The 12,878-nt window shown below is 72.2% G+C and carries 11 protein-coding genes; 7 read left to right on the top strand and 4 right to left on the bottom strand.

Going from position 1 to position 12,878, the window contains the following annotated elements; translation table 11 throughout:
* Positions 1-164: 164 nt before the first annotated feature.
* The gene (locus F4556_RS16505) at positions 165-1,244 is read right to left on the bottom strand and encodes a phosphotransferase (protein ID WP_184916216.1); all 1,080 of its coding nucleotides are present in this window, start codon (positions 1,242-1,244) and stop codon (positions 165-167) included.
* Between the two features lie 59 nt (positions 1,245-1,303).
* Positions 1,304-1,963, bottom strand: coding sequence for a response regulator (locus tag F4556_RS16500; protein ID WP_184916211.1), 660 nt, complete (start codon positions 1,961-1,963; stop codon positions 1,304-1,306).
* A 361-nt stretch (positions 1,964-2,324) separates the two neighbouring features.
* Here F4556_RS16500 and pdhA point away from each other — a divergent pair, with 361 nt between their 5' ends.
* Genes pdhA through F4556_RS16485 form a run of 3 tightly spaced genes read left to right on the top strand, consistent with a single transcriptional unit; the run spans position 2,325 to position 5,852 of the window.
* Positions 2,325-3,491, top strand: a complete 1,167-nt coding sequence (pdhA, locus tag F4556_RS16495; protein ID WP_376775709.1) for a pyruvate dehydrogenase (acetyl-transferring) E1 component subunit alpha — start codon at positions 2,325-2,327, stop codon at positions 3,489-3,491.
* A complete protein-coding gene (locus F4556_RS16490; protein WP_376775708.1) occupies positions 3,491-4,465 on the top strand; it encodes an alpha-ketoacid dehydrogenase subunit beta in 975 nt (324 codons plus the stop codon). The genes pdhA and F4556_RS16490 overlap by 1 nt, the downstream gene beginning before the upstream one ends.
* A gap of 13 nt (positions 4,466-4,478) precedes the next feature.
* Positions 4,479-5,852 carry a dihydrolipoamide acetyltransferase family protein gene (locus F4556_RS16485; RefSeq protein WP_184916206.1) on the top strand — a complete coding sequence of 458 codons (1,374 nt, stop codon included), beginning with the start codon at positions 4,479-4,481 and terminating at the stop codon, positions 5,850-5,852.
* A 58-nt stretch (positions 5,853-5,910) separates the two neighbouring features.
* Here the strand turns inward: F4556_RS16485 and F4556_RS16480 are convergent, their stop codons facing one another.
* Positions 5,911-6,735 carry an LPXTG cell wall anchor domain-containing protein gene (locus F4556_RS16480; protein WP_184916203.1) on the bottom strand — a complete coding sequence of 275 codons (825 nt, stop codon included), beginning with the start codon at positions 6,733-6,735 and terminating at the stop codon, positions 5,911-5,913.
* Positions 6,736-6,938: 203 nt separating this feature from the next.
* Here F4556_RS16480 and F4556_RS16475 point away from each other — a divergent pair, with 203 nt between their 5' ends.
* The 3 genes from F4556_RS16475 (at position 6,939) to F4556_RS16465 (ending at position 10,929) form a co-directional block, all read left to right on the top strand.
* A complete protein-coding gene (locus tag F4556_RS16475; RefSeq protein ID WP_184916199.1) occupies positions 6,939-8,150 on the top strand; it encodes a benzoate/H(+) symporter BenE family transporter in 1,212 nt (403 codons plus the stop codon).
* 157 nt (positions 8,151-8,307) lie between these two features.
* The gene (locus F4556_RS16470) at positions 8,308-9,546 is read left to right on the top strand and encodes a M64 family metallopeptidase (RefSeq protein WP_184916196.1); all 1,239 of its coding nucleotides are present in this window, start codon (positions 8,308-8,310) and stop codon (positions 9,544-9,546) included.
* A 72-nt stretch (positions 9,547-9,618) separates the two neighbouring features.
* Positions 9,619-10,929, top strand: coding sequence for an MFS transporter (locus F4556_RS16465; RefSeq protein ID WP_313068327.1), 1,311 nt, complete (start codon positions 9,619-9,621; stop codon positions 10,927-10,929).
* Between the two features lie 61 nt (positions 10,930-10,990).
* Here the strand turns inward: F4556_RS16465 and F4556_RS16460 are convergent, their stop codons facing one another.
* Positions 10,991-11,812, bottom strand: a complete 822-nt coding sequence (locus F4556_RS16460) for a maleylpyruvate isomerase family mycothiol-dependent enzyme (protein WP_184916193.1) — start codon at positions 11,810-11,812, stop codon at positions 10,991-10,993.
* A gap of 168 nt (positions 11,813-11,980) precedes the next feature.
* Between F4556_RS16460 and F4556_RS16455 the strand changes: the two genes are divergently transcribed.
* On the top strand, positions 11,981-12,778 hold the full coding sequence (locus tag F4556_RS16455) for a carbon-nitrogen family hydrolase (RefSeq protein WP_184924683.1): 798 nt from the start codon (positions 11,981-11,983) through the stop codon (positions 12,776-12,778).
* Positions 12,779-12,878 lie beyond the last annotated feature (100 nt).

Raw genomic sequence — 12,878 nt, 5'->3', positions numbered from 1 at the left:
TCAGCTTTTTGCAGGGCGCTCGGTTGCACTGTCCAGGGGCTCGGGGAACTGCGAGGAGATCTGGCGTTCGGGTCACTGCGAAAGTGCCTGACCATTTACGCGGCGATCACCTTTCCCGAGGTCGGCGCCGCCGTTCCCCGGGCCCCTGGGGGCTGAGCGTGTGCCTAGTTGGTCAGGGCGTCCAGGACCTGTTCGTACTCCTGGCACCACCAGGTGAGTTGGGCGGCCGAAGAGGGGAAGAGCGGGTCGGCGCGGTGGTCGGCGCGTTGGTAGTGCCACTGGAGCATCCAGAGGTCGTTGAGGCGTTCCCACCAGACCCGGTGTGCGGCGGCGGCCAGGTCGGTGGTGGTGGCGGCGCCGGTCGCGCGGTAGGCGCGGGACCAGCGGCGGACCCGGTTGAGGTCGAGGGCGCCGGTGGTGCGGTCGTCGAAGAGCAGGGTGGCGGCCCGGACCGCCTCTTCGGCCTGCGGGCGGACGCCGAGTTTGTCCCAGTCCAGGACGGCGGTCACCCGGCCGTTCCGGTAGAGCAGGTTGAGGCCGTGGAAGTCGCCGTGGGTCCAGCCGGTGGGCGGTGCGGCCTGCGGGGCGGGGCGGCGGTGGCGGTGGGTGTCGAGCAGGTCGAGCCGTTCGGTGAGCCGTCGTTCGGCGAGGGTGTCGAAGGGGCTGGGCCCGGCGGTGCGGGCCTGTTCGCGGAGGCGGTCGACCAGGCGGGCGGTCTCCTCGGGGTCGGCGGAGCGGTGGCCGGCCGGCTGCCGGACGGGGGCGCAGACCTCGCCGAGGGCGCCGTGCAGGCGGCCGAGCAGCGCGCCGAGGTCGCCGCTCTCCCGGAGGTCCAGCTCGGTGCCGTGCCGGTGTCCGCCCTCGATCCAGGGGAAGAGGGCGAACAGCCGGCCGCCGTGGCTGGTCCAGGTGCGGCCGTCCCGGGTCCGGACCGGGGGCGCGACCGGCAGGCCGAGCGCCGCCAGCGCGGTGGTCGCGCGGTGCTGGGCGGCGACCACCGGGCGGGTGGCGGTGGCCTGGTCGACGTAGCACTTGAGGAAGAACCGGCCGGTGTCGGTCTGCACCCGGTACCCCCGGTTGAGCAGTCCTTCGGCGACCGGTATGGCGCTGAACCGGGTCAGCCGGTAGGTGCGCAGCACCCCGGCCAGGGTGCGGTCGGGGACCGGGGGGCTGAGCGTGCCGATGGGGGGTGCGCTGGTGTCCGGGCGGGCCGGTGCGCACGCGAAGGAGGTGCCGTGGTTCACGTCCCCTGAGCGTAGTGCCCACCGGCAGGGGTACTTGACAGAGTGTCAGCGATCTGCTCTCAGTGCTGATGGTCCGCCTGGTGCCTGGCCACGTACGCGGCGGCCTGGGTCCGGCGCTCCATGCCCATCTTGGCGAGCAGGCTGGAGACGTAGTTCTTGACGGTCTTTTCGGCCAGGTGGAGCTCGTTGCCGATCTGACGGTTGGTCATCCCCTCGCCGATCAGGTCGAGGATCCGGCGCTCCTGCTTCGTCAACTGGGCGAGCCGTTCGTCCTCCTTCTCGCCCCCGTCGCGGAGCCGGGCGAGCACCCGGCTGGTCGCGATCGGGTCGAGCAGCGACTTGCCCGCCGCCACGTCGCGGACGGCCGAGAGCAGGTCAGTGCCCCGGATCGCCTTCAGTACGTATCCGGAGGCCCCGGCCATGATGGCGTCGAAGAGCGCCTCGTCGTCCGAGAAGGAGGTGAGCATCAGGCACTTGATCTCCGGGTGCTGGGAGCGCACCTCGCGGCAGACCTCGACTCCGTTGCCGTCCGGCAGGCGGACGTCCAGCACCGCGACGTCCGGCTGGACGGCCGGGATCCGGGTGAGCGCCTCGGCGGCGGTGCCGGCCTCGCCGACCACTTCGATGTCGTCCTCGATCGAGAGCAGCTCGTGTACGCCCCGTCGGACGACCTCATGATCATCGAGCAGGAATACCCTGATTTGTCCGTTTCCAGTCACGGCCAAATGCTCCCATAAATACGTACAGCAGACCTATCATCCGTGCCGACCACCATCCGGAAATTGATGCCCGTTACCCCCTTACGCGGAGACTGCTGCCCGGATAGCGTGCGCAGGTGTCCTGACGGCCACGAAATGAGAGCCGCGCCACACCCGTGGCGCTCATCGACCCGAACAACTAGGACGTCCTAGCGCAGAAGCGCCAAGGGGCTGCGCTGGGTAACGTTCTCGTGAGGGACGCCGTCGGAAAAGGAACACCACCTGCTGAGCAGATCGGTGCGCATACCCACGCGCTCCTGCGAGGCGGTGACCGGACCGGTCACCGGCGACCCCGGGCGGCCGGACAGACCGAGGAGTGAACGTGACCGTCAAAAGCACGACGAGGGCGCGCAAGAAGGCTGCCCCCGCCGTCCCTGACACCCTCCCGTCGGGTTCTTCCGAGACCCAGTCGGACGCCCAGCCGGAGCTGGTCCAGCTGCTCACGCCGGAAGGCATCAGGGTCGAGCACCCGGACTTCCCGCTGACCACCACGCCCGAGGAGCTCCGCTCGCTCTACCGGGACCTGGTGCTGGTCCGGCGCTTCGACGCCGAGGCCACCTCGCTGCAGCGCCAGGGCGAGCTGGGCCTGTGGGCCTCGCTGCTCGGCCAGGAGGCCGCCCAGGTCGGTTCCGGCCGCGCGATGCGCACCGGCGACTACGCCTTCCCGACCTACCGGGAGCACGGCGTGGCCTGGTGCCGCGACGTCGACCCGCTGAACCTGCTCGGCATGTTCCGCGGCGTGAACCACGGCGGCTGGGACCCGAACGAGAAGAACTTCCACCTCTACACCATCGTGATCGGCGCGCAGACCCTGCACGCCACCGGTTACGCGATGGGCATCACCAAGGACGGCGCCGACGACGCGGTGATCGCGTACTTCGGTGACGGCGCCTCCAGCCAGGGCGACGTGAGCGAGGCGTTCACCTTCGCCTCGGTCTACAACGCGCCAGTGGTGTTCTTCTGCCAGAACAACCAGTGGGCGATCTCCGAGCCCACCACCAACCAGACCCGGATCCCGCTCTACCGCCGCGCCTCCGGCTTCGGCTTCCCGGGTGTCCGGGTGGACGGCAACGACGTGCTGGCCTGCCTCGCGGTGACCCGCTGGGCGCTGGACCACGCCCGCAGCGGCAACGGCCCGGTGCTGGTCGAGGCGTTCACGTACCGGATGGGCGCGCACACCACCTCGGACGACCCGACCCGCTACCGGGCGACCGAGGAGACCGAGTCCTGGAAGGTCAAGGACCCGATCTCCCGGCTGAAGGCCTACCTGGACGCGGAGGGCCTGGCCGACGAGGCGTTCTTCGCCGAGGTCGAGGCCGAGAGCGAGAAGCTCGGCCTGCGGGTCCGTGAGGGCGTACGGAACATGCCCGACCCGGACCCCACGCTGATCTTCGACCACGTCTACGCGGAGCCGCACGCTCTGGTGGACGAGGAGCGGGCCGAGTACGAGGCGTACGCCGCCTCCTTCGAGGGCGGGGAGAACCACTGATGGCCGGTCAGCTCAGCATCGCCAAGGCGCTCAACGAGGCGCTGCGCAAGTCGCTGGAGAGTGACCCGAAGACCCTGCTGATGGGCGAGGACATCGGGAAGCTCGGCGGGGTCTTCCGGATCACCGACGGCCTGCAGAAGGACTTCGGCGAGGACCGGGTGATCGACACCCCGCTCGCCGAGTCCGGCATCGTCGGCACCGCGATCGGTCTCGCGCTGCGCGGCTACCGCCCGGTGGTGGAGATCCAGTTCGACGGCTTCGTCTACCCGGCCTTCGACCAGATCGTCTCCCAGCTGGCCAAGATGCACGCCCGGGCGCTCGGTCACGTGAAGATGCCGGTCACCATCCGGATCCCGTTCGCGGGCGGCATCGGCGCGGTCGAGCACCACAGCGAGTCGCACGAGGCGTACTTCGCGCACACGGCCGGCCTGCGGGTGGTCACCCCCTCCAACGCGCACGACGCGCACTGGATGCTCCGGCAGGCGATCGCCTCCGACGACCCGGTGATCTTCCTGGAGCCGAAGCGCCGCTACTGGGACAAGGGCGAGGTCGGCGACTCGGCCGACCTCGGGCTGCACTCCGCGCGGGTGGTCCGCCCCGGCGCCGACGTCACGCTGATCGCGTACGGGCCGATGGTGAAGGTCTGTCAGGAGGCCGCCGCGGCGGCCGAGGAGGACGGCCGCCGGCTCGAGGTGGTCGACCTGCGGTCGATCTCGCCGATCGACTTCGCCACCGTCGAGGAGTCGGTGAAGCGCACCGGCCGGGCGATCGTGGTGCACGAGGCGCCGGTCTTCATGGGCCTGGGCGCCGAGCTCGCCGCCCGGATCACCGAGCGCTGCTTCTACCACCTTGAGGCCCCGGTGCTCCGGGTCGGCGGCTACCACGCCCCGTACCCGCCGTCCCGGGTGGAGGAGTCCTACCTGCCCGACCTGGACCGTGTGCTCGACGCCGTCGACCGCACGATGGCGTTCTGAGAAGAGGAGCGAAATGACCACTGAGGTGCGCTCGCTCCGCGAGTTCAAGATGCCGGACGTCGGCGAGGGTCTGACCGAGGCCGAGATCCTGACCTGGTACGTCAAGCCCGGCGACGTGGTGACGGACGGTCAGGTGGTCTGTGAGGTGGAGACCGCCAAGGCGGCGGTCGAGCTGCCGATCCCGTTCAACGGGGTCGTCGAGACGCTGTTCTTCCCGGCCGGTTCGACGGTGGACGTCGGCACCGCGATCATCTCGGTCGCGGTGGGGGACGGGGCCGCCGAGCCCGCGCCCGCCGCTCCGGTCGCGGCCGCCGCGGCCGTCGAGGCGCCGGCCGCGGCCGAGCCCGAGCGCCGCGAGGTGCTGGTCGGGTACGGGCCGCGTACGGGCGGTGCCCAGCGGCGGGCCCGGAAGGCGCCGGTCGCCGCGGTGGCCGCGCCGGTCGTGGCCCCGGTCGTGGTGGTGCCCGCACAGGCCGAACCCGTCGCCGGGGAGCGGCCGTTGGCCAAGCCGCCGGTGCGCAAGCTGGCCAAGGACCTCGGCGTCGACCTGCGGACGGTCACCCCGACCGGCCCCGACGGTGTGATCACCCGGGACGACGTGCACGCCGCCGTCGCACCCGCACCCGCGCCCGCGCCGGTGGTCGAGGCCGTCGTTCCGGTGGCCGCTCCGCTGCCGGTCGGTACGGGCGACGTCCGGGTGCCGGTCAAGGGTGTCCGGAAGGCCACCGCGCAGGCGATGGTCGCGTCGGCGTTCACCGCGCCGCACGTCACCGAGTTCATCCAGGTCGACGTGACCCGGACCATGAAGCTGGTGCGCGAGCTCAAGGCCAGCGGCGAACTGGGCGAGGGCGTCCGGGTCAGCCCGCTGCTGCTGGTCGCCCGGGCCCTGCTCACCGCCATCAAGCGGCACCCCGAGATCAACGCCGCCTGGGACGAGGCGAACCAGGAGATCGTGCTCAAGGGCCAGGTCAACCTGGGGATCGCGGCGGCCACCCCGCGTGGCCTGCTGGTGCCCAACATCAAGGACGCCGGGTCCAAGACCCTGCCGCAACTGGCGACCGCCCTCGGTGAGTTGACCGACGTCGCGCGCCAGGGCAAGACCTCGCCGGCCGACCTGTCCGGCGGCACCGTCACGATCACCAACGTCGGCGTCTTCGGCGTCGACACCGGCACCCCGATCCTCAACCCCGGCGAGGCCGCCATCCTGGCCTTCGGCGCGGTCCGGGAGCTGCCGTGGGTCCACAAGGGCAAGGTGGTGCCCCGTCTGGTCACCACGCTGGCGCTCTCCTTCGACCACCGCCTGGTCGACGGCGAGCTGGGCTCCAAGGTGCTGGCCGACACGGCCGCCGTCCTGGAGCGCCCGAAGCGCCTGATCACCTGGGGCTGACCCCGCGTCAGCACGCGGACGGGCCCCACTCCCTCGGGAGTGGGGCCCGTCCGGCGTTTCAGCCCCGGGCGCGACGGCCGCGCCGGACCACCAGCAGCACGCCGGCGCCGAGCGCGACCAGGGCGGCGGCGGAGGCCAGCAGGAAGGTGTTCGGGGTGCTGCTGCCGGTCTCGGCCAGCTCGGTGGCGGTGGAGGTGACGGGCGTGGCGCTCGGGGTCGGCGTGGCGGTGGGCGCGTCCTTGGCGACGGCGGGCACGGCGGCCGGGGCGGAGGGGGTGGCCTTCGGGGTGCCGGGCTTCGGCGCGGGGGTCGGCCGGGTGACGTTCAGGACGGTGCTGACCGAGTGCCCCTTGGCGTCGAGGCCGCCGCCGACCGTGAACGAGCGCTGCTTCTCGGAGACCTTGGCGGAGAGGCCGACCCGGAACAGGTAGCGCTGCGAACCGCCCTCCGGCAGCGCGTCGTTGACGAGGGCGTCGGTCTCCGCCCACAGCAGGGGGTCGCAGCTGCTCCGGAGCTTGACCGGCTTCCACTCGCCACCGCGCATCAGCTCGACGGTCACGTCCTCGATTCGCAGTGCGGCGCCCGCCTCGGCGTAGGTGCTGTCGAAGGTCAGCTTCGGGGCGATCCGCTTGAACGGCGCACCCGTGGAGTTGACCAGCTGCATGCCCAGCTCGACCTTCGGGCCGCCGGGCGTGATGGCGGTGGGCACCGGGGCCACGAGGGAGTTGGTGGCATCGAAGAAGCGGTTCAGTTCGGCCGGGGCCGGCTCGTCGCCGCAGGCCCAGGCGGTGGAGGCGGGGATGACGGTGAGCCCGGCGGTGAGGGCGGCGACGGCGGCGAGCGGGATGATCTTCGCGAAACGGTTGATAACGGGCGCGCGCATGACGTGGTTCCCCCAAAGAACTGAAACTGACGACGAGTTGGTGAAGGGGTGCCGCCTGGGCCGGCTCCCGCCGGGCCCCGCTCTCCGTGCCTTCAACCGTTAAGACGCGCATCCCCGCCGATGGTTGCAGGTGGGCGCAGAACTTTTTTCGAGCGCCGTTCGGGCCCCTCCGGGATACTGCCCGGGTGACAGAACTACGGGGGATGACAGCGGCACCGCAGGGCACCACCGAGCCTCGGCCGTCGCTGCGCAGGGACGTGTCGGGGCCGGCCCTGCTGGCCGGTCTGGTGTGCGTGGCGGTGTCGTTCTCGGGGCCGCTGGTGGTGGTGCTGGCGGCGGCCAAGGCGGGGCAGCTGGACGCGGGGCAGACCGCCTCGTGGATCTGGGCGGTGTCGATCGGCAGCGGGCTGAGCTGTCTGCTGCTGTCCTGGTGGACCAGGACCCCGGTGATCGCGGCCTGGTCCACGCCGGGTGCGGCACTGCTGGTGACCAGCCTGGGGGAGTACCCGTACCGGGAGGCGGTCGGGGCGTTCCTGGTGAGCAGCGTGGCGGTGGCGCTGTTCGGGGTGACCGGCCTGTTCGGGCGGCTGATCCGGGCGATTCCGGTCGGGATCGTGAACGCGATGCTGGCGGGCATCCTGTTCTCGTTCGGCGCGGGGATCTTCACCTCGCTGAAGGCCGCGCCGGTGCTGGTGCTGGGCAGCTTCGCGGCCTTCCTGGCCGCCCGCAGGGTCGTGCCCCGGTACGCCGTGCCGGTGGCCCTGCTGGCGGGCGGGCTGCTGGCCGCCGTCACCGTCGGGCTGCCGCTGCAGTTCGGCCACGGCGGTCCGGTCCGGCCCGAGCTGACGGTGCCGCAGTTCAGCTGGGCCGCGATGGTCGGGCTCGCGCTGCCGCTCACCATCGTCGCACTGGCCTCGCAGAACGCCCCCGGCCTCGGCATCATGCGGGCCTCCGGCTACGAGCCGGACGACCGGCTGCTGATCGGCGCGACCGGCGGGCTCTCCGTCCTGCTGGCCCCGTTCGGCTCGCCCGGGGTCAACCTGGCCGCGATCACCGCCGCGATCTGCACCAGCCCGGAGAGCCACCCCGACCCGCGCCGCCGCTACATCGCGGGGATGTCCACCGGCGTGCTGTACATCCTGATCGGCAGCTTCGCCGGGGTGCTGGTCAGCCTCTTCACCGGCCTGCCCGCCGCACTGATCGCGGTGGTCGCGGGCACCGCCCTGCTGGCCTCCTTCCAGGGCAGCCTGGCCGGGGCGACGGCCGACGAGTACGGCCGGGACGGCGCGGTGGTGACCTTCCTGGCCACCGCCTCGGGGATGTCCCTGTACGGGATCGGCTCGGCCTTCTGGGGCCTGCTGTTCGGCGTCGCGACGCACCTGGTGCTGCAGACCGGGCGCGCTCGCAAGAGCTGACCCGCGCAACCGGGGCTGGGCCGGTCGGCCGACCGCTTGCACCGGTCCGGGGAACTTGGCGCGCCGGGGGACTGCGGGGGCGTACGGGACGGGTACGTCTTCGCGACCCCCCACCCGAGCCCCCGCCGGGTGACCGGAGCAGCGAGGACGAACCCGTATGCCTTCTGGCAATCCTGGCCGTCGTCTGCTCCGCGGTCTGGCCGCGTCCGTGCTGCTGGCGGCCGCCGTGCTCCCCGCCGCGCTGGAGCTGGCCGCCCCGCCGCCGTACGACGTGATCGGCGCCCGGTCCCCGGTCACCGAACTGGCCGTGCCGCCGCATGTCGTCCGGCAGGCCGAGCTGCGGACCGCCGGGGCCGCCCCGACCGTCGACATACGCCGGACCGGGGCGCCCGCCGACCGGATCACCCTGGTGCTGCTCGGCGACGGCTACACCGCCGAGCAGCAGGAGCTGTTCCGGCAGCAGGCCGATCTGACCTGGCAGTCGCTGATGGAGATCGAACCGTTCCGCAGCTACCAGGGCTTCTTCAACATAAGGCGGGTCGACGTGGTCTCCCCGTCGTCCGGCATCGTCGAGGGCGACCAGTCCGGCCGCCGGCCCGACTCGCCGCTCGGCATGCACTTCTGGTGCGAGGGCACCGCCCGGCTGCTCTGTGCCGACGAGAGCGCCACCGCCAGGTACGCCGGGGAGGGCGAGGGGCCGCAGTACCTGATCGCGCTGGCCAACTCCAAGGAGTACGGCGGCGCGGGCGGTACCGGGGTGACCACCCTGGCGGGCGGCAACCCGGACGCCGGGCGGATCATCCAGCACGAGATAGGGCACACCGTCGGCGAGCTGGGCGACGAGTACGACAGCGCACCGGCCGACGCCGACTACCCCAACCTGTCCACCCTGGACGTCGAGGAGATGCGCCGGGGGCAGCAGAAGTGGTGGCGCTGGCTGGGCACCCAGTCGCCGGACGGCGGCGGTGTGATCGGCGCGTACCGCAGCGCCAACGGCGTCTACCGGCCGACCGCCGACTCGGTGATGCGCACCCTCGGTGGCAGCTACAACCTGCCCTCCCGGGAGGCCATCATCAAGCAGATCTACCAGCGGGTGGGCCCGACCGATCCGCCCGTCCCGGCGGCCGGCGAGGTGACCGGCCGGCCCCGGCTGGGCGTACGGCCGCTGCGGCTGACCGGGGCGCGCCAGCTCGCGGTGGAGTGGAAGGTGGACGGCCGGGTGGTGGAGAGCCCGGCCGAGGACCGGAGCTGGCTGGACACCCTCGGGCTGACCGTCCCGGCCGGCCGGACCGTCACGGTCACCGCGACCGTCCGGGACGAGACCGACTGGGTCCGCGACGAGGCGTTCCGGGAGCAGCGGATGACCCGCACGGTGAGCTGGCGGCTCCGGGACTGAGGCAGCCGTTCGTGCTCGGATCGTTGCTCGGCCGGGGCTTTCGTGGTTGACGCGCTGCATAGTCTGGTCGACGTGACCGTGGACCCCGAGACCGCCAGCCCCGCCGCCGCTCGTGCCGTCGTCCCCGGTCAGCGGGCACCCCTGCCGGTCACCCCGCCGGGCGGCCGGGCCGCCTGGTTCGCCTGGTGGATCGGGGTCAGCGTCTACGTCCTGGCGGTGATCCACCGCACCAGCCTCGGCGTGGCCGGGATCGACGCCGTCGAACGGTTCGGGATCGGGGCCTCCGCGCTCTCCACCTTCGCGGTGCTCCAGGTGCTGGTGTACGCGGCGATGCAGATACCCGTCGGCCTGCTGGTCGACCGGTTCGGGCCGCGCCGGGTGCTGCTCACCGGGATCCTGCTGCTGAGCCTCGGTCAGCTCGCCTTCGCGTTCTCCACCTCGTTCGGACCGGCGCTGGTCTCCCGGGCCGTGCTCGGCTGCGGCGACGCGATGACCTTCATCAGCGTGCTGCGGATCTCCGCGCGCTGGTTCCCCGCCGCCAAGAACCCGCTGATCGCCCAGCTCACCGGCCTGGCCGGGATGGGCGGCAACCTGATCACCACCGTGGTGCTCGCCCAGGCCCTGCACCGCCAGGGCTGGACCGCCAGCTTCGCCTTCGTCGCCCTGCTGGGCATCGGCGTCTTCGCTCTGGTCGCCCTGCTGCTCCGGGAGGCCCCGGCGGGCGTGGCGGTGGTCCCGGCGGCCGGGCGGCGGCCCGCAGTGCGTTCGCAGATCCGTGACGCCTGGCGCGAGCCCGGCACCCGGCTCGGCATGTGGGTGCACTTCACCACCGCGTTCCCCGGCGCGGCCTTCGGGCTGCTCTGGGGGATGCCGTATCTGGTGGAGGGTCAGGGCATGACCCGGGGCGAGGCGGGCGGGCTGCTCACCGTCCTGGTCGGCGGCAACATGGTCTTCGCGCTGCTGCTCGGACGGGTGCTCTCCCGGTCGGCCCGGGCCCGGATGCCGATCACCCTGACCGTGATCGCCGCCACGGCGGTCAGCTGGGCCGCCGTCCTGTCCTGGCCGGGCGCGCACCCGCCACTCTGGCTCCTGCTCATCCTGCTGGTGGTGATGGGCACCAACGGCCCCGCCTCCCTGGTCGGCCTCGACTACGCCCGCTCCCACAACCCGCCCGAACGGCTGGGCACGGCCTCCGGCATCGCCAACATGGGCGGCTTCATCGGCACGGTCATCACGCTTTTCGGCGTCGGCCTGCTGCTCGACACCCTGGCGGGGGCGGACGGGGTGCACTCGGCGGAGGCGTACCGGTGGGCGCTGTGCTGGCTGTTCGTGCCGCTGGGGGTCGGGACGGGGATGATCCTGCGGCTGCGGCGGCAGGTCTAGGGTTTCCGGCCACCCCCGTCCGGAACCTGAACGGCCCGACCCCGCCGTGCATGACGCTCCGTCAGGGGGTGACGGCGAAGTGGGCCAGGAGTCGGGCGCCGAGTTCCTGGTCGCCGTCGACGGTGACCGGGCCGGGGCGGCCTCGGCCGCAGGCGAGGCGGAGGTAGGTCTCCCAGTCGAGGGTGAGGCGGACGTCGGGGGCGAGGCTGACGGTTTCGTCGATGGTGGCGCGGCCGTCGTCGTCGATCCGGACGGTGCGGAGGAACTCGACCGGCCCGGAGACGTCCAGGGCGAGGGTGGTGCCGGGCGGGGCGCCGACGGACTTGGCGAGCACCTTGGGGAGGCCGGCCAGCATGATGTCGCGGGAGATCAGGGCGGCGGCGGAGTCGAGGTTGCCGGGGACGCCGAGGGCCCGGCGGAGGTCCTGCTCGTGCACCCAGACGTCGAAGGCGCGCAGCCGGAGCAGCTCGGTGTACGTGACGTCCCGGGAGAGCGGTCCGGCGGGCCAGCGGACCAGGTCGTCCGGCTCGTGCTTGGCGTTGCGCAGTGCGCGCGAGCGGCGGATGACGGTGTACTCCAGCTCGCCGGTCATCTCGGGTGCGGTGTGGCAGCGCCGCTTGTCGACCGGGAGCTCCATGTAGCGGGCGAACTCGCCGGTGATGTGCCGGAGATCGCCGGGCAGCGAGTGGATCGGGCGGGGGTCGCCGAGGAGTTCGGACTCCAGGGCGATGACGTGCGAGACGACGTCGCGGACCGACCAGCCGGGGCATTCGGTGGGGCGGTTCCACGCGTCGGTGGGCAGCGGGGCCAGCAGCTCGGATATCGCCTCGATGGACTGCGTCCACGCGTCGATGCAAGCCTGCACGGTCTGGTTCTCCGTCACGGGATTCTCCGGCCCTCCGTCAGCTTCCGTACTGTGCCGCCCTGGAGCGCGAACCCGGGTGTTCCGGCTTCCGGGCGGCGGCGCTAACCGCACGTTACGCTGCCGGGTGACAGCCGGGCAGTGCTTTCGGGTGACGATCGTAGGACTGGTCTCATGGACGGTGGTAGTGTGCGCGCTTCATTGATCCAAATCGACGTCTCGGACGTCGAACCGCCCGCCGAACGGCGGGCCAGGGTAGCCGCGTTGGTCCGTGCCCAGGAGGGCGCCGACCTGGTGGTGCTGCCCGAGCTGTGGCCGCTCGGCGGCTTCGCCTACGACGCCTGGTCGGACGGCGCCGAGCCGTTGGACGGGCCGACCGCCGAGGCGATGTCGGCGGCCGCCCGGGCCGCCGGGGTCTGGCTGCACGCCGGTTCGATCGTCGAACGCGATCCGGACGGCCCGATCTACAACACCTCGCTGCTGTTCGCCCCGGACGGGGAGCTGACCACCACCTACCGCAAGATCCACCGCTTCGGCTTCGACAGCGGCGAGGCGATCGCGATGGGCGCCGGGCAGGAGATCGTGGCCACCACCACCGAGCTCGGCACCATCGGTCTGGCGACCTGTTACGACCTGCGCTTCCCGGAGCTGTTCCGGGCCCTGCTGGACGCCGGGGCCGAACTGCTGCTGATCCCGGCCGCCTGGCCGGAGCGGCGGCGCGAGCACTGGACCCTGCTGGCCCGGGCCCGGGCGGTGGAGGAGCAGGCGTACGTGCTGGCCTGCAACACCGCCGGGACGCACGGCGGGGTCGAGCAGGCCGGGCACAGCATCGTGGTCGACCCCTGGGGCAAGGTGCTGGCCGAGGCCGGTTCGGGCGAGCAGGTGCTGACCGTCGACTTCGACCCGGCGGGGGCGGCCAAGGCCCGGTCCGAGTTCCCGGTGCACCGCGACCGGCTGCTCGGTATCCCGGCTCCGGTCCAGCGCTGACGGATCCCGTACGGGGGGCCGGGTGCATGTCCGGGTATGGACACTGATAGGGCTCTTGCGCACCAGGTGGGCGCATTTGAGAAGATGAGCCCTGGTCGTG

The organism is Kitasatospora gansuensis (assembly GCF_014203705.1).
Classification (GTDB): Bacteria; Actinomycetota; Actinomycetes; order Streptomycetales; family Streptomycetaceae; genus Kitasatospora; species Kitasatospora gansuensis.
Note: the sequence above shows the minus strand (reverse complement) of the source record. Positions and strands in the feature narration are given on the sequence as shown.